Here is a 23135-nt window from a genome sequence, read left to right as displayed (position 1 = left end):
TTATGCACAGCGTCAGTTCCATCTTACAGCTTTTACCACAAAAACTTGTCTTATTGCTGATCAGTTGCATGGTCTCTGGTTCACTGGTTTATGGAAAGGCAAACATAGATAGCCTTGGCACAGCTTATCTAGCTGGGCTGGTAGTCGATGCCGAACAACTTAAGCCCATTGTTGGAGCATTTATTTATGACTCGAATGGTAAACTTCTCGGGCACACGGATGACAATGGATATTACCATATCCAAGTCGGGTCGACCAAAAATGAGGCTATCCGCTTTGAACTTAAAATCGTCAAGGAAGGTTTTAAATCCATGCTACAGAAAGAAAACTGGGCAAATGCACCGTTCTTGGGTGCTATTTTCCACTTTGCCCTACAGCAATCCGACAGCAAGACCAAAGCTTTTTCGTCCCTTATCCCCTATACCTATCACGACCTGAGTTATGATAAGGCTATCCAAACCTTTGATCAGAAGGTAAGAAAGGATGTGGCGTTCCGTGAAAAATTGGCGGAGGCCAAGGCTGGCAACGAAAAGGCCTTCATTCAAGTCGACACAGCATACTACCTGGTGAGCAGCAGCTCCTGGGTAAAGGTCGATGCACCAGACGACCTCGTTTCCATTGACGATGGCGTGACGATAAAAGCCCATGAACTAAATGAGCAGATCAAAAGAAAACAAATTAAGGGCATGACACCTCTGGGCGACGCAAAGCCAGCAAAATATGCTGTCTATACCCGATAAATCAACTTCAACACGAATACCATGATCAAGAACTACCTCAAAACCGCTCTCCGCAACCTTTGGAAGACAAGGGGCTACAGCTCTCTCAACATCTTTGGCCTTGCCGTGGGCATTACGGCTGCCTCGCTCATTTTCTTATGGATAGAAGACGAGATGAGCTATGACCAACACTTCTTAAATAAGGCTGATATTTATTCCGTTAAATCGCAGCAGACCTACGATGGCGTCACTTACGTCATGGAAGCTACCCCTGGAATATTTGCTCCAACCGTATTGGAAGAAATTCCAGATATAAAGGCCGCTACCCGAACAACCGATTCCCAAAAAAAATTGTTTTCGTTGGGCGATAACAGCATCTATCAATCTGGTTTGTACATAGATCCCAGTTTTATCGATATCTTTTCGCTCAACTTCGTTGCGGGTAACATCCGTAATGCCATGGCAGGTATCAACTCTTTGGTCATCACCCAAAGTATGGCTAGCCGGGTATTCGGCAACGAGCCCGCAATAGGCAAAAACCTGAAAGTAGATAATGGAGAAAGCTACACGATAACGGGCGTTGTGGAAGATATGCCCAACAACAGCTCAATCCGATTCGACTGGCTCATCCCATTCAAAAACTATGAAAAAGACAACCAATGGCTGCAACAATGGCGCAGCAATGGCGTGTACACCTATATCCAACTACAACCAGATGCCGATTTGCAAGCCGTCAATAAAAAATTATTTGATTTTGCCGTGGTAAAAACAGAGGGAGGAGTCGACTTCTACCGGAATTTTTTATATCCCATGGAGCGCTGGCGACTGTACAATAGCTTCTCTAGGGATGCATTAGAACAAGAAGGACGCATCAAATATGTCCGGCTATTCAGTATCATCGCTTGGGTGGTACTTCTCATTGCCTGCATCAATTTTATGAACCTGGCTACTGCCCGCTCTGAGAAACGAGCCAAGGAAGTCGGTATGCGAAAGGTCGTAGGTGCAACCAAGGCCTCACTTGTCGGCCAGTTCCTTGGCGAATCGCTCATCCTCGCCACCTTGTCGGCATTGCTGGCCATCGCATTTACCTACCTGTCGATTGGCGCGTTCAACGGCCTTGTCGAAAAAGAATTGACCATCGGGCTGTTCGATCCATTACATTTAGTATTTCTCGCAGGCATTATTCTGGTCTGCGGCTTGTTGTCAGGAAGCTATCCGGCGTTCTACCTGTCCGCCTTTAACCCCATCACGACGCTAAAAGGCGGCAAACAGAAGGCGGGTGCCGCAGGCTTCGTTCGCCGTGGATTAGTCATCGCCCAATACGCCGCTTCCATTACGCTAATCGTCTGCACCGTTATCATCTTTCAGCAGATCCAGTACGTGAAAGGACGCGACATGGGCTTCGACCGCGACCAAGTGTTGACTACTCCCATAAGGGGTACGATGGCCGAGCACCTGGACCTGCTCAAGCGACAACTAACGGAAATCCCCGGCGTAGAACAAGTTGGCGTAAGTAATTTTAATATTCTGAGCATCTACAGTAACGGTAATGCCCCCGATTGGGAAGGGAAAGACCCGAATATGACGGCACTTGTAGGCTTTATGCAAACGGATGCCGATTTTGTCCCAACCATGGGCTTGCAGTTGGTCGATGGTCGGAACTATCATCCGCAGCAGTTGGGCGACAGCACGAGCATCATCATCAATGAGGCCTTAGCCAAACTGATCAAACCGGATGGCAAGGTAGCGGGGCAAACCGTCCGCTATGGAAATGATGCACCATTAACCATCATCGGCGTTGTCAAGGATTTCGTTTACAACAATGTCTACACCCCTTCCGAACCACTGCTCTTCTTCCCATTTAGTGGCAGTACGGGGCTATTGAATATCCGCACCGGAGCTGGCGTTGATCTGGGTAAAACCGTGGCGCAAATCGAAGGTGTCATCAAAGCCCAAAACCCAGAATATCCTTTTGAATACAACTTTCTTGATGACCTATTCGACAACAAGTTCAAATCCGAAATGCTCATACAGAAATTGGCCGGCGTATTTGCCGTACTGTCCGTCATCATTTCTTGTTTGGGCTTGTTTGGCCTTGCAGCGTTCACCGCTGAACGGCGCACCAAGGAGCTGGGTATCCGCAAGGTTTTGGGAGCCTCGGTCTCTTCCTTGGTGGGCCTCCTGAACCGGGAATTTGTAGCGCTGGTGCTGATTTCCTGCGCCGTAGCCTTCCCCATTGCCTGGTGGATTATGAGCGACTGGCTAAAAGGCTACCAGTACCGCACGGAACTGCACTGGTGGGTATTTGGCCTGGCGGGATTGGGTGCTTTGCTTATCGCCTTATTTACCGTGAGCTCGCAAGCGATCAAGGCGGCACTGGCCAATCCGACTAAGAGTTTGAGGGATGAATAATGAACAGCATCGGCTATCAGAAATCGGCTATCAGCTGCCTTTCTGACTACCTGAAGCGAAATACAGATGTAAACAATATAAAGTCGACTACTAAAGGTTAAAATAAATAATAAACTATATAGGAACCGACTGCCGAAAGCTTAAATACCATGCTAAAAAACTATTTCAAAACCGCTCTCCGCAACCTTTGGAAGACAAGGGGCTACAGCTCTCTCAACATCTTTGGCCTTGCCGTGGGCATTACGGCTGCCTCGCTCATTTTCTTATGGATAGAAGACGAGATGAGCTATGATGCACATTTTCCAAACAAGGAAAATATCTATATCACCAAATCCAAACAAACCTTTGATGGTGTGTCTTATGTGTTTGAAAGTCTGCCGGGGCCATTTGCACCAGCCATTAAGGAAGAAGTACCTGGCATCAAATATGCCGCGCGAGTGAACTGGCCATCCAGCCTGCTCTTATCAAAAGGAGATGACAATAGCATCTATCAAACGGGATACTATACAGATCCGGATTTTATGGATATCTTCTCACTGGAGTTCATTGCCGGCACCAAGGCCTCTGCCCTATCTAATATAAATGATATCGTCATTACGGAATCGACCGCCAAACGGATTTTTGGCAATGATGCAGCACTGGGAAAGACTATACGCATTAACAATAAAGAAGATTATACCGTAACGGGTGTGGTGAAAGATCTTCAAAAGAACAGCTCTTACCTTTTTGATTGGATTATTTCTTTCAAAAACTACGAGCGGGACAAAGACTGGATCCAACAATGGGGTAGCAACAGCTTTATGACCTTTGTAGAGCTGGAACCTACGGCCAACCTGACGGAAGTAAACAAAAAGCTCTACGATTTTGCCAAAATCAAATCTGGCAACGAAGATCTTGTAGCACGCAATTTTCTTTATCCAATGGAACGTTGGCGACTTTATAACAGTTTTGACAATAATGGCAATGAGCAGGATGGAAGGATTAAGTATGTTCGTCTTTTCAGTGTGATAGCCTGGGTGGTACTTCTAATTGCCTGCATCAACTTTATGAATTTGGCCACGGCACGCTCTGAAAAGCGTGCCAAAGAAGTAGGTATGCGCAAAGTCGTTGGCGCGAGTAAACTATCCCTAATAGGGCAATTTTTGAGCGAATCGCTCATCTTGGCAACTTGTTCTGCCCTATTGGCTATCGGGCTCACATATCTTTTCATGGGGTCTTTCAACGACCTTGTGGAAAAGAAAATGATCGTAGATCTTTTTAAGCCTACTCATCTGATCTTCCTCGCGGGCATTATATTGGCGTGTGGGCTACTGTCTGGTAGCTACCCTGCCTTCTACCTGTCTTCCTTTAATCCAATCACCACTCTGAAAGGAGCTAAGCAAAAAGCTGGCGCGGCAGGTTTCATTCGCAGAGGTCTAGTAATACTGCAATATGCTGCATCCATCACACTGATTATATGTACAGTAATTATATTTGAACAAATAAAGCATGTGAAAGGAAGGGATATGGGCTTTGACCGAAGCCAAGTGTTAACAACAGGCATGCGAGGGAACATGTCCCAGCATCTAGACGCTATCAAGCAGCAACTGATAGGTACAGGCTACGTGGAAAATGTGGGTGTAAGCAATATGTATGTGCTGAACATCGGTTCCAATACTTGGGGAATGGATTGGGATGGCAAAGATCCCAATCAGCAAACCTTAATTGGCATGCTGCAGACAGATGCAGGTTTTGTTCCCAGCCTCGGCATGCAACTAGTAGATGGCCGCAACTTCCGTGAGCATATGCTGGGCGATAGCAGCAGCATAGTCATCAATGAGGCTTTTGCCAAGCTCATCAAGCCCGATGGCAAGGTAGCTGGCCAAATCGTACGTTGGGGCGAGACACCTTACACGGTGGTGGGTGTGGTAAAGGATTTCGTTTACAACAATGTCTATACGCCCGCGGAACCTGTCTTTTTCTACCCAATGCAGTCTACTTCTGGTGTGCTCAATATTCGTACGAAGGCAGGTATTGACCTTTCAAAGGCGGTGACAGAAATAGAAAAGGTGATTAAGGCCGAAGCGCCCGAATATCCTTTCGATTATAATTTCCTAGACAACCTATTCGACAACAAATTTAAATCGGAAATGCTCATACAGAAATTGGCCGGCGTATTTGCCGTACTGTCCGTCATCATCTCTTGTTTGGGCTTGTTCGGCCTTGCAGCGTTCACTGCCGAACGGCGCACCAAGGAGCTGGGTATCCGCAAGGTTTTGGGAGCCTCGGTCTCTTCCTTGGTGGGCCTCCTGAACCGGGAATTTGTAGCGCTGGTGCTGATTTCCTGCGCCGTAGCCTTCCCCATTGCCTGGTGGATNATGAGCGACTGGCTAAAAGGCTACCAGTACCGCACGGAACTGCACTGGTGGGTATTTGGCCTGGCGGGATTGGGTGCTTTGCTTATCGCCTTGTTTACCGTGAGCTCGCAAGCGATCAAGGCGGCACTGGCCAATCCGACGAAGAGTTTGAGGGATGAATGATAATTTCGTATTGCGACGCGCGATATACGAATTGCGATAAAATTGGAAAATAAAAACAAGATAAAAATAAGGAATAAAGATGAAGAGCAAAGACACCTATCCTCTCAATACCTTCCTGCGGCAGACAGGTGCAATACACATATCTCAATACTAAGAATATGATAAAAAACTATTTCAAAATCGCACTGCGTAATATCCAAAAGCGAAAAGTATTCACTACGATTCATATCTTTGGATTGGGTGTAGCCTTTTCTGCGGCCATTATCTTGTTCCTGACGGCAATGTATGAGCTATCTTATGACGATTTCCATACTAAGCTGAATCGCATAGGCACCTTGTACGATTCGTCCAATCCAGTCAGCGGCAAGGACGAGGGTACCGCCATGCCCATACCCATGGCACCTACACTCCTACAGGAAGTCGCCTCTGTTGAAAGCGCAACAAGAGTGGGCGAAAATCCGACGACCATCCGTTACGGAGAAAAGACCTTCTCTCCTACTACCTATTATGTCGACCCGTCCTTTTTTGAGGTATTTGATTTCCCGCTTGCTAAGGGAAGCAAAGGCACGGCCCTTGCCGGTCTGGACGACGTGGTTATCACCGAAAACATGGCCAATAGCCTGTTTGGTAAGGAAGAAGCGGTAGGCAAGCAGATAGAAGTAAACCAAGGTGGCCAATGGGAAAGCCGTATGGTATCTGCCGTGCTGGCCAAGATACCTTCCAATTCCAGTGTACGCATGGGGGTATTGATGCGATTTGAGCATTTTTTTGCCTATGAACGTGACAAGGATAAGTGGAACAACAATACGCACAATGTCTATGTATTGCGCCAAGAAAATACCAGTTGGGATCAACTGAACACCCAACTCCGCCCGTTCACCCAGAAACATTTTGCCAACAGCGTTGAAGATTTAAAGCGAGACGGTGCCCAACCCGACAAACTGGGTGACTACTACAGCCTGCGAGTATTTCCCTTCGCCCAATACCATTTCAGCCCATTGGGCGGCTCGGTCAGTGTCCTCTATCCGTGGATGCTATTGCTGTTGAGCGGCCTTATCCTGTTTATCGCGGGTTCCAATTTCGTCAACCTCACCTTGGCCGATTCCTTCAGCCGTTCCAAGGAAATAGGTATGCGAAAGACGCTGGGCAGTGGCAGCAGGCAGCTGATTCTTCAGTTCTGGGGCGAGTCTGCCTTGATCTGTATGATTTCCATCTTAGTAGGTCTGGGCTTGGCCTGGATACTGTTGCCACAATACAATGCCCTGATGCGCTACGAACTGCAATTGTTCACCCTGTTCAATGCCAAAAACTTTGGCTTCTTCGCCTTGGTATTCCTATTTATCACCGTCGTGGCTGGCGGCTATCCCGCATGGATCATGGCACGTTTCAACACCATCCAAATACTAAAGGGCAAACTGAACCTCAACTCGGGCAATTCCCTAAAACAGGTGCTGACAGTCGCCCAATTTGCCATTGCCATTTTGTTGATAACGGGTACCATCATCATCGGCAAGCAAATCCATTACCTGCAAAGCAAACCACTTGGTTACAACAAGGCCGAGGTGATCAGCATTCCCGTGGGGCAGCACATGGACGGTGAACTGGCACTACAGCGCATGCGCCAAGCACTGAACGGGAGGCCCGAAGTATTGAGTGTGAGTGGTACCGATATCAATATGGGCCGTGGCAGGGATGGCTCCTCTTCTACTTCTAGGCTGGGCTTTGAGTACGAAGGCCGAAACGTGAGAAGCCACCTGCTACGGGTGGACTATGATTACCTCAAGACCATGGACATGCAGTTACTGGAAGGCAGGGATTTTTCTACCTCTTTTGCCACTGATGTATATGCGGTCATCATCAATGAGCAAATGGACCAACAGCTAGGGAGCCACAGTCTGGGGAAAACGCTACCTATTCGAATGGGGGCAGATAATGATTCCATACCGAATGCACAGATTATCGGGATAGTCAAGGATTTCAACTTCAAGAGCCTGTACCAGGCCATCGAACCGTTGAGCTTGTTCATCAATCCAGAGGAATCGCCCATTCAGTATATTTTTGTACGCGTAAGGCCGCGCAATCTGCAGGCTTCCATCCAATCTATAGAGGCCATTTGGAAAGGAATAAATCCCAAGGCCACGGACGAAGCTTCCTATTTGGACGAGAACACCAATAACGAATACAGAAAGGAACAACGTTTTGCAAGTATCATTACCAGTGGTGCCACTCTGGCCACCGTTATTTCCTGCATGGGCCTGTTTGCCTTGGCGCTATTGATGATCAATAGACGGGTCAAGGAAATAGGTATTCGCAAGGTATTAGGTGCTAGCGTGGGCAGCGTAATGCTTTTACTGTCTGCCAGTTTTGTCAAAATGGTACTAATTGCTTTCGCCATAGCTGCTCCCATCGTTTGGTGGGCCGCTTCCGATTGGATGGAAGGCTTTGCCTACCATATTGAACTACAGGTTTGGATGTTTTTAGCCGGCGGATTGTTGGTATTGGGCATTGCGCTCTTGACCGTGTCGGTACAGTCGTTGAGAGCAGCAATGGCCAATCCAGTGGAGAGTTTGAGGGATGAATGATAATTTCGTATTGCGACGTACGCAATACGCATGACTTGTCCCGTTTTCGGGATCTCAATACTAAAAATATGTTAAAAAACTACATCAAAATCGCTTGGCGCAATCTCGTGCATAACAGTTTTTTTTCCGCCATCAATATATTGGGTATGTCCGTTGGGATAGCCACCGTGATACTCATAGGTCTTTACCTGCATTCTGAACTGACATTTGATGACTTTCAGAAAAATGGCAAGCATATATACCGAGCGGGATTTAGCCTTGTAAAAAATAACGAACCAGGGATGTCATCAGCGCCTTTTATTGCTGCTTTTGGGCCAGCGGCAAAGGAAACCTTTCCTGAAATTCAGCGTTTTTGCCGCATTGCTGCCGACAATAAAGCGTATGCCACCTCTGGCGAGATAAGCCTGAAACTGGACAATATCAATTATGTTGACAGTTCATTCTTTCAATTGTTTTCCTTTCCCCTATTGGCCGGCAATGCACAGACAGCCTTGCAAAACCCGTATAGTCTTGTACTGACAGAAACAACGGCAAGGAAACTATTCAACGATATAGATGTAATAGGAAAAACGATCCAGTTAGATGGCAAGGATAATTACCTGATCACCGGTATTGCAAAAGATGCTCCGGAGAACTCCTCCATTCAATACGATGCCCTAGCTTCCCTATCCACGCGATATACAGATTCCACTCATTATTTCATGGGATGGAACGGAGGAAACCAATACGAAACCTATTTTCAGCTAGCCAAAGGAGTTTCTCCTATCGCTTTGGAAAGAAAATTCGTTGATTTCATGTGGGATAAAATCAACGCCGACTATGCTGCTTTTGGTATGCGCATAGATGTTTCCCTGCAGGCCTTGCCCGATATCCATTTGCTGCACAGCGATAATGCGACAACCCTCAGGACCAATTTATATGTTTTTGCGCTTGTTACCGTTTTGATCCTAGTCATTTCGTGTTTCAACTACATCAACTTATCCACGGCACTTGCTTCTACCAGATTCAAGGAAATAGGCGTCCGAAAGGTACTCGGGGCAAGACGCCTACAACTTATTTGGCAATTTTTGGGCGAGTCTACTCTGTTTAGCACCATTTCCCTCTTGTTAGCTTTTTTTCTGGTCATTGCTATTATGCCCATCTACAATTCGTTTTGGGAACGCCAGCTATCCATTGCAAGCTTTGGCTGGTTTAATACGATACTGCTATCGATGGCCATCGTATTGATTGTCGGCTTGGGAGCTGGAGCCTACTTGTCTTTTTATCTTTCATCGTTAAATGTCATCAAAACAATGAAAGGGGCGGTGCTCAAAGTACAGCAAGGTGCATTTGGCAAAGCACTTTTAGTCTTTCAGTTTGCCGTAGCCACCCTGTTGATAGGATGTACGCTAATTATCAACCTTCAGCTACGTTACGCCAAGGATAAGCCCATCGGATTTGACAGGCACAACCTATTGGTATTTCCGCTTTCTGGAGAAGATGTACGTACAAAGGCAGAAATTCTCCGGCAACAGGCGGAACAGCTGCAAGGTGTGCAGCAGGTGAGCTTGGTTTCGGAAGTTCCTTATGACGGTATTACTTCCAATGGTTTTATCCCCGAGGGCAGCGAGCAACCTTCTATGTTTCATCAATGGGATGTAGACCACCGCGTATTGCAGACGATGGACATGCAGCTTGTTGCCGGCACTTTCTTTTCTCCGGATAAGCCAAGCGATGCTGAAGGTTATGTTATCAACGAAACGCTGGCCAAGACACTGGGCTGGCGGGACCCGATAGGAAAAACCATAAGCCGTGACGGCAACCATCGCGTAATAGGCGTAGTTAAAGATTTTCACTTCGCTTCGCTACATGACAAAATAGCGCCACTTATTATAACCAATAGGCCCTGGCAAGGAACTTTTAGTTACATGGTCGTACGGTATGAATCCGGCAATCCGTCACTTGTACTTTCTCAGGTGGAAAAAGTATGGAAGGACGTCTTTTCCGAGGCGGCTTTTGATTTTTGGTTTATGGACAATGTCTATGACTACCTATACAAGGACGAGCAACGTTTCCAGCGCTTGTTTTCTTTTTTTTCCATGTTGTCTATTATCCTTTCCGTGAGCGGGGCTTTCGGTTTATTGGCCATAGCGATTCGTTCCCGTACCAAGGAGATCGGTATCCGCAAAGTGTTGGGGGCATCCGTATCCGGCATAGTCGGCTTGCTGTCGAAAGACTTCATGAAATTGGTATTGATTGCGGTAGTCATCGCCTCGCCCATCGCGTGGTGGACGATGAACAGATGGTTGGAAGACTTTGCTTACCGAATAGAAATACAGTGGTGGATGTTCGGGTTGGCAGGCTTGGCCGCGGTGGTGATTGCGCTGATTACGGTTAGCTGGCAGGCCATCAAGGCGGCACTGGCCAATCCGGTGGAGTCTTTACGCGATGAGTAGATCGCGTAATAGCGACATCCCGAAATTCTTCGGGATGAAGAGTTTGAGGGATGAGTAACGTAGTGGCTGGAAAAACCCCAGTGGCTCGCCTATAGTCTTTCGGTTTCTTCTTCCATACTGGTTTTTTGTTGTCTACGTGGTGTATTTCCATGGCCAAATCGGTAAGTGAAGGAAAGTCCGACCCGGCGACTATCGAATTGATAATGGTAGTAGTTGGTAAGCCCCTGGTAATACGTGTCTGACTTATACTGCTCCGAAAAAAATGGATCCAATAGCTGCAAACGAACCGCACCTCTATTTTGAAGGATTTGTTTGCTGACAGTCAAATTCGATCGAAATAATTTGCGCATTACGCTTATCGCATCGCTTTGCGAGGGAGACATGTAGGAGATGGTGGCTTCCGCACTCCAGTTACGGCCAAGAGCGAACTGGTTCACGAGCTGAACCATCCATGAAAACCGGCCGACATCAATGGGTACTCCATTTAGTTCCCCTTGGAATCCAATGTGATTTGCCAACAACTCTGCCGATAGGTCATACCAGCTCGTCACTTGATCACTGTAAGCCATGGATAGGCTGTAAAGGTATTGATTGGCTATGTTTGCCATTCCTTCCACGATAACCAAATCGCCAGGTACAGATTCGAGTGTTCCGCTGAAGAAGTCGTTCAGCTGTGAATAGCCAAATGTGGTGGTTAATTTGTCGGCAAAGGTATGCGATAGGTCTACCGTGTTCATGATTTCCGGCCTTAGGTAGGGATTTCCAGTCTGGTAGAACAGCAGGTCACTATAAAAGGCAAACGGAATAAGCGACTCATAATGTGGGCGATTGACCCTTCGGCTATAGTTCAGCGCCCAACTGTGCTGTTCACTGGGCGTGTACGAAAGTAGTAGCATAGGAAACCATTGCATGTAATCACGGTCAAATGCCTCTCCGGTACGTATTTCTCTCCCATGATTGTTAGTACGTTCCACACGTAGCCCAGCCCGTATCTCCATACTCGAGCCGATGGGCTGAGCGTAATTGACATAAGCTGCATATATAGCCTCATCGAAGAGATAATGCACGCTCCTATACGGATCAATGACATAGGAGCCTGACGACGGCGAAAATTGCTGGAATAGGGCTTGGTTGTTCATTTCCGAATAGGTAGATTTCATCCCGACGTCCAACTTCTTGTCTCCTTTAAAAGGAATTGTATAGTCTACTTTGACACCATAGATATTGATGTCGCTAGGAATATCCTGCCTGATTTGGCTGAAAATACTGTTTTCCGGTGTCGCCAGTTCAATAAAGCGATTTTCCAAAAAATATTCCACGTTGCGGTCGTAGGCCATATAATCGGCCACAATGTTGAGTGATTGTCCTTTTTTACCTATTTGCTGCTGGAAGTACAGGTTAACGGTTTGCCTCGGATTACTGGCTTCGCGGGTGCGGGTGGCGTCGTTGCTTGCTACGAGGTTGCTCCCAGCATCGAAAATGCCCGTATAACTGGTTTTGTATTGAAATGGATGAAGGATGAACGTCCCCGAATAGGTGACCCCGATGCTGGTCTTAGGAGTCATATAATCCATACCAATACGTGCACTATGCGTGTGGTTTGTTGTCCACGTGCGGATTGCCTGATCGCTCCTATTTCCGATCATGCCGTCACTGTTAGCAAACAAATTCTCCGACACGATATAGGTGTACGGTCGGTCGAGTATGTATCCATAACTGCCTGTCGCATTGAAGTTGTTTTTGCGGAAATTGACGCTGAGGTTGTTAACTTGACTATAATAGCGACCATGCCTTCCTGTGGCACTTACCGTGCCATTGAACCCATTTAGTTGGCCTTTTTTTGTTTTGATATTGATTACACCGCCTGTACCGGCGGCGTCATATTTTGCAGACGGCCGGGTTATGATTTCCACCTGATAGAACTGATCGGACGGCAAGCCTTTCAAATAATCTCTTAGTTCCTCACCTACAAGGAATGTCTGGCGGCCGTCGATTAAAACCAGGACACTAGATTTGCCACGGATACTGATACCGCCGTCTGGGCCAACGGTAATCCCTGGAGATTGGCCCAGGAGATCCATGACCGTACTACCTTGGCCAGAAAGTAATTGATCTACGTTAACGATATATCGATCGACCAATGTTTCGACAACGGGACGTTTGCCCTTTATCTCCACGGCATCCAGTTGAATAGTTTCCTTTTCCAAATGGATGACACCGAATTCGTAAACCAGAGTAGCGTTTAAATCAATAACGTGGCTTACATAAGGCATGTAACCTAATGCCGTGACTCGGATATAATAGAGGCTAGATGGAAGCGCTGAAAACTGGAATTCGCCATTTTCGCCCGTTAATTCGAGCTTCATAATACTCGAATCAGGTAGGGAATGTAGAAAAACCGTAGCTGCATGGACAAATTGGCTATCGGTTGACAATATGTGTCCTTTGAGCGAACAAGAACCCGCATCCTGCCCCAAACAGGGGAGGAAATTGCAAAGAAAACAAATAAACAGTAGGTATAGATCTTTCATAGAGCAATTTTAGCTCTATTGAAAAACCATATCAATAGTCCAAAAGACTAAAATTGACAAGCATTAGATTAAAAGGTTGGTGGCAAAATGCCAATGAGCGTACAAAGCAAAACCAATGATGAATTATCTCGTGCAAGCATCCTTTGACGCGCATTGGCAAGCTGATTCTTGACAGTGAATGTACTAATACATACCCGATCTGCAATTTCTGGAATCGAAAGCCCAGACCTCCATAACATTATAAGTTCAATTTCCCTGGGCGATATAATATCCTTCATGATGAGTTTACCAGTGTTGGAATGCCAATAGCAGATATGTTCATCGGCCGAAAGCCGAATCCAATATCCTCTTTCGGTTACCATTAGTGGCTTGACATCAGAAACACAGTCAAAGGCTACCGCTACATCGCCAGCGGCATCATAGGTAAGTGGCCTAGAGCGGTAAAAGCCACGCAGTTGCTTGCCTTCTAGGTTCGTAGAATAGCAGCCACAAGCGACAAATTGAACCGCTCGGTAATCGGAAAGCTTGAAACGCGAGACAAACTGTTTTCGTAAAAAGAGAAACTGATGTATCGGCTTTCGATCTGTCAACATGGCGACATAGGATGAGTCCCATCTGGGCGAAGTTATGCCTGGATTTAGGCCGATCAGTGAAAACAAGGTTTTGGTATGAAAAAGGTAACGATAAGCGTTAAAATCAAACAATGAATACACACAATTGTCCTGCAAGGCTATCCTCTCTAAAAAAGCGAAATGGCCCATGATTTCCGGGAGCGCATTTACTTCCGTAGTGGGATCTTGACATCTTTGTAGAATCTCTGCTAAATCAACCAATAGATCCCGGTCGTATAGGTCGATTGAGTAGGTTCTTGTCATGTTTCGAATGTTAAACAAACAAATATAATACTTTACCCTAAATATTAGGTGGCGCAATTACCTTTTAAGTTTCCCCACCGATTGCGACAATTTAATATCCACAATATTTCATCGAACGACCCGTTCCAAAGGGCATATCTAAGCATACATAGCACGCCACTCGAAACCCACAACTTTTGCTACCTTTGCACCCTGTATGCATCCTGTAAAAAACAAAACGCTCACTATATTCATCCTCGGTTTATTATCTGCCATAGGGCCATTCTCCATAGACATGTACCTCCCAGCCTTCAAGATGATGGCGGCAGATATGCAGACAGATGTTTCCCATATTCAATTGTCGCTTACCAGCTTCTTCTTCGGCATTGGCATTGGTCAATTGGCCTACGGCCCATTGCTCGATCGCTTCGGGCGGAAGAAGCCCTTGCTTGCAGGACTCCTGCTATACCTGTTGGCTTCGCTGGCTTGCGCATGGACAAAATCGGCCGATCACCTCATTTTCTTCCGTTTTGTGCAAGCGCTGGGCGGTTGTTCGGGCATGGTAGCCAGCCGGGCCATGGTGCGCGACTTTTTTCCACCGGCCGATTCGGCCAAGATTTTTTCCTTGCTGATGCTGGTCATCGGCATCTCCCCTATTATTGCTCCCACTGTCGGTGGCTATGTCGTCAACCATTGGAACTGGCACGTCATCTTTGTTATCATGGTAGCGTTAAGTATACTGCTGTTATTGTCTGTCATCCTGTTCTTGCCCGAAGGACGACCTGCGAACCGATCTATATCCCTGCGGCCACTTGCCATTGCCAACAATTACCGGCAGGTGTTCAGCATAAGGCAATTTGCCACCTTTGCGCTTAGCGGAGCGTTCGTGGCATCGGGCATGTATGCCTACCTATCGGGATCGCCTTTTGTGATGATGGAGTTATATCACATCTCCGAACAACATTATGGCTGGATATTTGGCCTATTGGCCACGGCCCTGGTGGCTTCCAGCCAGCTCAACATCCTCGCCTTGCGCCATTTTTCCAGCCTACAGATTGCACGTACCGCTTTGATCTGCCAGATCTCGGCCAGCACCTTGCTCGTGCTGCTCCACGTGACGGGTCATATCGGCTTGTACGGCACCATAGGGTTTATATTCATTTTCATGAGCTGCCAGGGTTTTGTCTTTCCCAATACCTCGGCCATGGCCATCAACCCTTTTGCACGGATGGCAGGCAGTGCCTCTGCCTTGTTGGGTTGTCTACAGATGGGAATAGGTTCCATCTCATCGGGCATAGTAAGCCTTCTGCACAATAGCACGGCCATCCCCATGACGGGCACCATGGCTTTTTGTAGCTTGATTAGCCTTTTGTTTTTGTTGGCAGCTCCCAAGGAGCTCTTGAAAAGTGGAAGTTATTGATCGCATTTGTCTAAAAAAAAGGGGTAGAACAAAGCATGTCCTACCCCCAGGTTAAAAGGAAAAATCGTATTTACGGATTTTGTTCCGTAATCATGGGATTGAGCAACAGCTCACTTTCCAACGGTAGTTGGAAGGTATAGTCTTTTTGCGGTGTCAATTTCACCTCCTTGTACAGGTGATTGGGCGAGCTGGTTCTATCCACCGCGATGTTCCAGCGCTTGTTGTCATAGAACTCAAATCCACCTTCACCCCACAGCTCAATACGCCTCTGAAGCTGAATCTCGGCCAGCAGGTCTTCACCTGTCTTCGTAGATTTCACATATGCCGCATCGCGTTTGGATGCCAACTGGTAGAGGGTAGTTTGTGCATCGCCACTACGTCCCGCACGGGCTTCTGCCTCTGCTTTGACCAAGATCAGCTCCGAAGCCCGCATATAGATTTCGTTCTGAAAATACGCAGCAGTCTGCCCACTTAGGATGTTGGCGGCAAACTTGGTGCTGTTGTACTTTGGATATTGAATCTTGGCCCCTGATGAGGGATAGGTGAACTCGATATAATCCTCCTTAACGAAATTCTTCTTGCGGTAGTCGGTTTCAGCTATCTGGTTATACAAACGCTGATCGATAGCCAACCATGAACCTTGCGAACCGCCATATCCACCCTCACCCCAGGGGTTCATCCAACCCGGAAAAGACGATGTACCTTTGCTAGTGGCCACATCAACCTTGTAGCCCAATATGGCTTCGTTATCCAAAATTGTCATGCCGGAAGTAGTATATTGTTCTTCGGTCATCAAGGTAGGATAAGCCTCCAATACGTCGGCAGCAGCGGCTATAGCCGTTTCCCAATCGCCAATAGTCAATGCCGCCCTGGCGAGTACCACCGATGCAACGGTACCATCAAAATCCGTGCGGTCTTCTGTTTTGAAATAATTCGATGCCCGAAACAAACGAACAGCTTCCTTTGCATCTGCCATGACTTGGTTCCAAACTTCTTGCGATGGTGCCCTATCCTTTAAGGGGTTGTTGTTGTCCAGATGGAGCGGCACTCCGGCCTTATCCTTGCCACCGCTCAAATAGTCGTCTTGATAAAGCCACATCAGATAGGTGTACGAAAAAGCCCGCATGGTGAGTGCGGCGGCTTTGTACATCATGATTTTTTCATTGGTGCCATCAGCAGCTTCCAGGTTGACATCTGGGGGGATTAGGCCCAAGATCTCATTGGCATAATAAATATACTTGTAGAAGGTGCCCCAATAAAGATTGACGCGTCCCGTACTCTGTTCTCTGTAGGCTCTTAGTTCATAGTCATTCACTAACCATGCACCATTCCTATTGGCCAGCACGATGTCATTTCCCTTTAGGTTCAACAGCATGTTGATGACAGGTAGGTTGCGCGAGTCGACCGAATTGACATACGTATAGTTGTTTATCGCCGTCACCATGGTGTTCAGCATGGGTTGAAGCACCAGATCAGGGTCTTTCTTAACCAGCGCCTGAATATCGGCTTCTGTCAACGTACTCCCCGTGGGGTCGATATCCAGCTGCTTGCTGCAAGCTCCCAGCAACAACAAGGCGGTTCCCAATATGATATTTAAAAACTTATTCATTTCTTTGATTGCTATAAATCCGCTGTTCGTTTAAAGATTGATGTTGATGCCAAAAGAAATGGCCTTCGTCTGTGGATAATTGAAAGGATTGATAGTTGTACCGTCAATTACCTGACGGGGATCCAAACCTTTTTTGGCCGACTTGAAGAAAATATTCTCGGCAGCCACATAGACCCGCAGTCCTCCCAAATACAATTTTTGTGCTAATGTATTTGACAAGGTATAGCCGAAATTAACAGTCTTTAGGTTGAAATAATCGGCGTTAAACAAGCTGAAATCCGAATATTGTCCTTCACTGCCACCGATGGTCCAGTTGCCAAAGTCCGTCCCTCCCAGCATACGCATAGGAATATTTGAGTCGGTATTTTCCGGTGTCCAGGCATCCAATAGATCTACGTGTACGCCACGTCCTATTGTTTGGGTGGTCAAGTATTGATAGGAACGAGACACGACTTTACCTCCCATTTGCCAACTGGCTATAACGCCTAAATCGAAATTCTTGTACCGGAAATTGGTACCTAAACCACCTACCAAATCTGGTGTAGCCGTTCCCAGTTCAAAACGTGTTGCTTGTGAACCTACAGTTGTAGTGACGATGTCGCCTACCGATTGACCTGGGTAATTGGCCAAATCGGTCTCCGTAAGCTTCTTGTAAAGCATGCCCAATCCGGTCTCCTGATCTACACCTGCATAGCGATACATGTACAGATTGAAGTAGTCCGTTCCTTCCCGGCGAAGGTAGTTGCCAGAGAGGTAACCTCCGTCCAAGCTGGCAGATCCCATGTTACTAGGTATTTTCAGGAGCGTAGTACGATAGCGTGACGCATTCACGTTGAAAGACCATGAAAAATCACGATTTTTGATGATATCGACGCCGAGGTCGATTTCAAAACCCGTGTTCAGCAATTCTCCCACATTTTGGAGCGCCCCCGCACGTCCAGCAGAAGCAGGCAGGGGACACGCTTAGCAACATGTCTACCGTTTTGCGCCTGAAATAGTCAAACGTTCCGTAGAAGCGGTTCCAAAGACGAAAATCCAGTCCGGCATCGAACGCTTGGTTTGATTCCCAAGTGATGGACGGATCGCCCCAAGTGCTCGCCTGCAATGCAAAATCGGCATCGGTCAAACCACCAGAAGCAGCAAGCGAATAGGTGTTGGTCCAGGCATATTGAGAGGACGAGGGTATGCCATTATTTCCTTGTATGCCATAGCTTGTCCTCAGCCGCAAATCGTTGATCCAATTTGTATTGTTCTTGATGAAGGCTTCTTCCGAGAGGCGATAGGATCCACCCAAAGACCAGAAGGTACCCCAGCGGTTGTTGCGGAAATAGGAAGAACCGTCTTTTCTGACACTGGCAGACAGATAGTACTTACCAGCATAGTTATAATTGAAACGACTAAAATAGCCTTCAAGGGCGGTTTCCGATTCGCCACCGGTCAAAGCTAGCACCCGTACGGCGTTGCCCATGGTAGGGTTGTCCAAAGCGAACATTTTGTACTTGGTGCCATTCATGTAGTCATTGCGGTATTTATTGAATTCGTGACCGAGCAAGGCATCTACATGGTGCAATCCAAAGTCTTTGTCCCAAGTCAATACTTGCGTCAGGTTGATGGTCATGGCCTTCGAGAATTGTCCTGTTATAGAGCCCTCGTAATCCCTAGCAGCCGTTCCACTCTCGTTATTTCCGTAGTTCCTGTAATTTCTATATTGGTTGTCTACGGCGATATCGGCCTTAAACTTAAAGTCCTTTAAGAAGGTAGCCTCTAGGTATCCCCTACCTGAAAAATAATCGTTGGTGGTTTCCGTTAAGTCTTTTTCAAAGTAAACCGCTGGTGAGTAACCATTAAAGGACCCTCTAGCGGTTCTTCCGTACGGAGAATAAGTCTGGTTGGTACCCATATCATACGTGGGGTTGCCATTGGCATCCAACACGATATTACCTTGCGCATCGTAAGCATAAATGGGATAGGTAGGCGAAAACAAATTCATAAAAGTGAAAATGTTAGTATTTACAGCTCCGCCTGTATAACTTGCAGGTGCATTAGTATAAGTCTTTGAATAAGACATGTTACCCCCGCCTTTCAACCAAGAGGCGATCTTCGTGGTCAAATTAAGGCGTGAAGAATACCTGTTGAAATCCGAACCCATCACGAAGGATGGATTTTTCAATAGGCCCAAGGAAACGAAGTAATCTGTATTGGAAGTAGCACCGCTGATGTTTGCGTTGTACTCCTGGCGGAACGTGGTTTTCAGGAAATAATCCTGCCAGTCGTCGTGATACAGCAATTGAGCATCGGAACGAATCTGGCCCGTAGCTGGATCTATCAGAGTAGTCCCCTCAGGAATGCTATAATTCATGTAATTGCCTAAGCCATTGCCTGAATTGCTGGAACCACTGGCCGTAAACAAATTGTTGCTTGCATATTGTCTGGCATCTGCATCGCTGTAGCCTTGGTTGTATCGCATATAGTTGTAAATCCCCTTCCAAGTATATTCATAATAGGTAGCGGGATCCCTCACCACCTCATAATCGGACACGCCCTGGCTAATGGCGCCACCTCGGAAGTCCAAGGAAATTTTAGGCTTTCCTTCTTTTCCCTTTTTTGTCGTGACCAAGATTAACCCATTGGATGCCCGGGAACCATAGATGGAGTTGGCCGCTGCATCCTTGGATACGACGATAGACTCAATGTCGCTGGGATTCAAGGCGGACAATGGCAGATTGGAAACCGCACCGTCTACTACGATAAGTGGATTATTGGAAGCATTGATACTCCCCATGCCACGGACACGCAAGGTGGCGTCATTGCCTGGTTGTCCGGAATTGTTCGAAAGCTGCAAACCGGGAACCGCACCTTCCAATGCTTGTGAAATAATCGATACCTGCTGCATCTTAATATTGTCTTCCCCAATGGAAGCTATAGATCCGGTGAAATCCTTTTTCTTGACAGTGCCATAGGCCACTACGATCACCTCATCCAATCCCTGCAATTGTTCCTTCAACACTACCTGATAGCTGTTTCTGCCATCTACCTTGATTTCTTGTGAAACGAAACCGGTATAAGAAAATGTTAAGATGGCACCATCATTCACATCGGCTAGGGAAAAACTGCCATTTTGGTCGGTCATCGTTCCCAAACTGCTGCCTGCAACACGTACGCTGACACCAATCAAGGGAGCGCCAACGGTATCCCTAACGGTCCCGCTAATCCGTTTTTGAACCGCTATGGGCGCTTTTTCAACTTTTGACTTTGGTCGGATAGTGATGAGCTTATCTTTCACCTTATAATCAAAATCTTGTTCTGAAAATAGTTGTTCAAGTACCTTGCTTACCTCCATTTGGGTTACGTCGATGGTGACAGGCTTGAACTTACCTATATACTCTTCTTTCATCAGGAAATCATATCCGCTCTGCTTGCGGATATCGGTGAGTACTTTCTCTAAGGGGGTATTGCTTACATGGATGCTCAGTTTCTGAGCCAGCCCCGTGCCAGCATAGGCATTCAAAGCAAAGACCAACAAGCAAATTGGGGTCAATTTCATAGCTAAAGAAAATTGATTGAGCTTCTTGCGGAGGATCTGGGATGCCATAGCTATTTTGGGCACAAAAGTCCTCCTATACGAAACATATTTCATACATTTGTTAAAGTTTGGTTGTTGATAAAATCTATTAAATTGAGTAATTGATGATTTGGATAACCTTACCTTAGGCTGGATTTGTTGGTAGCATTTCCAGCCCTTTTTATGATCTGGTAAAAGGATGATCCATTGGTTTAGGTCGCATTATTTTTTCACGATCACCCTCCTTCCTTCTATGATGAATTTCAATCCAGTATTTTCCTCCAGCGCATCAAGCACTACCGAAAGCTTTTTGTCGCGCGAAATCTCACCGTACATGCTTCCCGTGTTAGGCAGGCTCTCGTACACGAATTGTACATCATACCAGCGTTCTATCTGCCGAAGCATGGTGGGCAAGTCTACATGGTGAAAAATAAAGAGCCTGTTTTTCCAAGCTACGGACGTTTCGATGTCCACTTTCTTTTTGGAGAGCATCTTACCTTCTAGATTGCTTTGTTCGCCAGGGATCAACACCTGCGATTGATTGGACAACTCGTTCCATACCCGTACGGCTCCCTTTAAGAGCGTGGTTTTCAGTGTAGGTTCGTCTGAATAGGCATTGACATTGAAATGGGTACCCAATACCTGCACTTCTTGCCCTGCCGATTTGACAACAAAAGGACCTAGATTGTCGCCACGGGAACGCCCCGCATGCTCGATCTCAAAATAAGCCTCGCCAGACAATTCTACGGTGCGTCTCCCGCCATCAAATTGCACCGGAAAGCGAAGGATGGATGCGGCATTTAACCAGACGGATGAACCATCTGGCAATACCAGCTTGTACTGACCACCACGGGGTGTCTCAATCGTATGGTAGCCAATTTGTTTATCCGAATAGGTCTCTCTTCTTTTGTTTCCGTCCGCTTCTGTCGCTCTATTTCCCTTGAACTTATAGATCAATTGACCATCGTCGGCCTTGGTTATTTGTACGTTTTCGTCGTTTGCCAAGTCGCCATTTGCAGCCTCATCCAATATGATCTTGGAACCATCAGCCAAGGTGAGGATGGCTACATCTTTTCCCGGGTCTATATCCGTTTGGGTACGGACCATTATGGTCTGCTTAAATGAACTACCCTTTTGATGCCAATAAAAGTAGCCCAAAGCAAAACCAAGGAACAGCACCGCGGCGGCGGATGCCCACCAGCGGTAGTTGGATGGACGCGAAGACCTATTGATGACTTCGAAAACAGATGCACGCATGGAGGTTTTCGCCTCTTTCCAAGCATCTATATCCGGAAGTGCGTCGTTTTCCTTTATGTAATGCGTGAAATAGCGTTCTACCTGTATTCGTTCGCTTTCAGTACATTTGCCATCACGATACCTGTCCAAAAGGCGCTTAATCTCTTTTTCTTCCATGGTAAATACCAAATATTATGTGGCAATTTTACCTATTGGAAGCTAAAGCCTTAGAAAATCCCGATTTTTTTTAAAAAAAATAATAGAAAAATATTTTTAGCAGAAAAAATAGAAGATAAAACGGTTTAATCTTGTGTTTTATTTTTTTCAAGGCCTCGCTGGACAGGTTTCTTACCGTCTTTACAGACACATGGAGTTTTTCAGCTATTTCTTCATTGGTAAAGCCTTGGTACTTCATGGAGAATACCACCCCCATTTTTTTTGATTGTTTTGCTACTATCCTATCGAGCATACCTATCAACTCCTTTTCTTCTATTTCCGAATCGACGGCATGTAAGTTGGTCTTTGCAAAAGACTGGAAATGCTGTGCAAAGCGCGCTCTCACTTTTCTATGATCGGATAGATTCAGAAAACGGTGTCGAACACATTGGTATAGATAAGGTAGTAATGCCTGGTTTATATGTATTTTTGATCTACTCTCCCATAAATAGACAAAAACTTCCTGCACTATGTCTGCGGCTTCCGGCTCATCCTCCACCAGTTTAAAAGCATAGAGAAAAAGATTGTCGTGGTATTTGTTATAGATGACCGTAAATGCGTGCTTATTACCGACACGCAATTCACCCAACAAGTCTTGGTCACTTACCGGCTTAGGATCATCCATGTCAATCGCGAGATTATAATTTGCTTGTTGATAAAGTTGTGAAGCAAAGCTAAAGAACGGCTTTCTATTTAGCAACAAAAATCACATCAATTACGCTACATCGCTAAAAATAGTTTAAAAATAAAGCAAAAAAGCATTTTTTTTTCAGCAAACCACTCCTTTGGATTAACACTTCGCAATAATTAACGAATCATATTAGGATTAGCATTGGCTTGCGTCAGTTCTTTGCTAGTTACTGATTCAAGTTTAAGGGCTGGGAAGAGCGATGGCCTAACTTGGATCAAGTAAATGGAAGGAAGCTTATAGCTTTCTAGACACATCAAGCTGCAAGCTTGTCCTTATTTCAAGGCACAAGCTAACCCGTCCGCACTTGGCCTTTACCCCGAAGCTTGCGCCAGTTCTTTGCCAGATACTG

Annotated in this window: 13 protein-coding genes; 6 read left to right on the top strand and 7 right to left on the bottom strand. The window is 46.3% G+C overall.

All coding sequences use genetic code 11. The features are described 5' to 3' along the window. Positions 1 to 2 precede the first annotated feature (2 nt). The 5 genes from A37S_RS0112180 to A37S_RS0112160 all read left to right on the top strand — a co-directional run bounded on the left by A37S_RS0112180 (position 3) and on the right by A37S_RS0112160 (position 10667). Complete coding sequence (locus A37S_RS0112180; protein ID WP_157278614.1) at positions 3 to 740, top strand: peptidase associated/transthyretin-like domain-containing protein; 738 nt, start codon at positions 3 to 5, stop codon at positions 738 to 740. Positions 741 to 761: 21 nt separating this feature from the next. Further along, a complete protein-coding gene (locus A37S_RS0112175) occupies positions 762 to 3131 on the top strand; it encodes an ABC transporter permease (RefSeq protein ID WP_028297221.1) in 2370 nt (789 codons plus the stop codon). 149 nt (positions 3132 to 3280) lie between these two features. Further along, positions 3281 to 5650, top strand: coding sequence for an ABC transporter permease (locus A37S_RS0112170; RefSeq protein ID WP_028297220.1), 2370 nt, complete (start codon positions 3281 to 3283; stop codon positions 5648 to 5650). 158 nt (positions 5651 to 5808) lie between these two features. Further along, positions 5809 to 8232: an ABC transporter permease gene (locus tag A37S_RS0112165; RefSeq protein WP_028297219.1), complete on the top strand. Its 2424-nt coding sequence runs from the start codon at positions 5809 to 5811 to the stop codon at positions 8230 to 8232. A gap of 68 nt (positions 8233 to 8300) precedes the next feature. Next, a complete protein-coding gene (locus A37S_RS0112160; protein ID WP_028297218.1) occupies positions 8301 to 10667 on the top strand; it encodes an ABC transporter permease in 2367 nt (788 codons plus the stop codon). 89 nt (positions 10668 to 10756) lie between these two features. Here A37S_RS0112160 and A37S_RS0112155 read toward each other — a convergent pair whose 3' ends face one another. After that, positions 10757 to 13033: a TonB-dependent receptor gene (locus A37S_RS0112155; protein WP_028297217.1), complete on the bottom strand. Its 2277-nt coding sequence runs from the start codon at positions 13031 to 13033 to the stop codon at positions 10757 to 10759. A 233-nt stretch (positions 13034 to 13266) separates the two neighbouring features. Next, on the bottom strand, positions 13267 to 14073 hold the full coding sequence (locus tag A37S_RS0112150) for a response regulator transcription factor (protein WP_028297216.1): 807 nt from the start codon (positions 14071 to 14073) through the stop codon (positions 13267 to 13269). Positions 14074 to 14269: 196 nt separating this feature from the next. Here A37S_RS0112150 and A37S_RS0112145 point away from each other — a divergent pair, with 196 nt between their 5' ends. After that, entirely contained in the window at positions 14270 to 15472 is a 1203-nt protein-coding gene (locus A37S_RS0112145) for a Bcr/CflA family multidrug efflux MFS transporter (protein ID WP_028297215.1), read from the top strand. Between the two features lie 70 nt (positions 15473 to 15542). Here A37S_RS0112145 and A37S_RS0112140 read toward each other — a convergent pair whose 3' ends face one another. From A37S_RS0112140 to A37S_RS24555, 5 genes are all read right to left on the bottom strand, one after another. Further along, a complete protein-coding gene (locus A37S_RS0112140; protein WP_028297214.1) occupies positions 15543 to 17081 on the bottom strand; it encodes a RagB/SusD family nutrient uptake outer membrane protein in 1539 nt (512 codons plus the stop codon). A gap of 30 nt (positions 17082 to 17111) precedes the next feature. Continuing rightward, positions 17112 to 17996, bottom strand: coding sequence for a SusC/RagA family TonB-linked outer membrane protein (locus A37S_RS0112135; RefSeq protein WP_028297213.1), 885 nt, complete (start codon positions 17994 to 17996; stop codon positions 17112 to 17114). After that, entirely contained in the window at positions 17968 to 20625 is a 2658-nt protein-coding gene (locus A37S_RS0112130; protein WP_169719488.1) for a SusC/RagA family TonB-linked outer membrane protein, read from the bottom strand. The genes A37S_RS0112135 and A37S_RS0112130 overlap by 29 nt, the downstream gene beginning before the upstream one ends. Positions 20626 to 20865: 240 nt before the next feature. Beyond that, on the bottom strand, positions 20866 to 22056 hold the full coding sequence (locus A37S_RS0112125; RefSeq protein ID WP_036602370.1) for a FecR family protein: 1191 nt from the start codon (positions 22054 to 22056) through the stop codon (positions 20866 to 20868). 70 nt (positions 22057 to 22126) lie between these two features. Continuing rightward, entirely contained in the window at positions 22127 to 22720 is a 594-nt protein-coding gene (locus A37S_RS24555; protein ID WP_157278612.1) for an RNA polymerase sigma-70 factor, read from the bottom strand. Positions 22721 to 23135 lie beyond the last annotated feature (415 nt).

Source organism: Olivibacter sitiensis DSM 17696 (assembly GCF_000427965.1).
Classification (GTDB): domain Bacteria; phylum Bacteroidota; class Bacteroidia; order Sphingobacteriales; family Sphingobacteriaceae; genus Olivibacter; species Olivibacter sitiensis.
Note: the sequence above shows the minus strand (reverse complement) of the source record. Positions and strands in the feature narration are given on the sequence as shown.

Excerpts from the sequence above, each read along its gene's own strand:
- A37S_RS0112165 (WP_028297219.1), top strand. The coding sequence starts at position 5,809 with ATGATAAAAAACTATTTCAAAATCGCACTGCGTAATATCCAAAAGCGA.
- A37S_RS0112150 (WP_028297216.1), bottom strand. The coding sequence starts at position 14,073 with ATGACAAGAACCTACTCAATCGACCTATACGACCGGGATCTATTGGTT.
- A37S_RS0112175 (WP_028297221.1), top strand. The coding sequence starts at position 762 with ATGATCAAGAACTACCTCAAAACCGCTCTCCGCAACCTTTGGAAGACA.
- A37S_RS0112125 (WP_036602370.1), bottom strand. The coding sequence starts at position 22,056 with ATGGAAGAAAAAGAGATTAAGCGCCTTTTGGACAGGTATCGTGATGGC.
- A37S_RS0112180 (WP_157278614.1), top strand. The coding sequence starts at position 3 with ATGCACAGCGTCAGTTCCATCTTACAGCTTTTACCACAAAAACTTGTC.
- A37S_RS0112145 (WP_028297215.1), top strand. The coding sequence starts at position 14,270 with ATGCATCCTGTAAAAAACAAAACGCTCACTATATTCATCCTCGGTTTA.
- A37S_RS24555 (WP_157278612.1), bottom strand. The coding sequence starts at position 22,720 with ATGGATGATCCTAAGCCGGTAAGTGACCAAGACTTGTTGGGTGAATTG.
- A37S_RS0112155 (WP_028297217.1), bottom strand. The coding sequence starts at position 13,033 with ATGAAGCTCGAATTAACGGGCGAAAATGGCGAATTCCAGTTTTCAGCG.
- A37S_RS0112160 (WP_028297218.1), top strand. The coding sequence starts at position 8,301 with ATGTTAAAAAACTACATCAAAATCGCTTGGCGCAATCTCGTGCATAAC.
- A37S_RS0112130 (WP_169719488.1), bottom strand. The coding sequence starts at position 20,625 with ATGAAATTGACCCCAATTTGCTTGTTGGTCTTTGCTTTGAATGCCTAT.
- A37S_RS0112140 (WP_028297214.1), bottom strand. The coding sequence starts at position 17,081 with ATGAATAAGTTTTTAAATATCATATTGGGAACCGCCTTGTTGTTGCTG.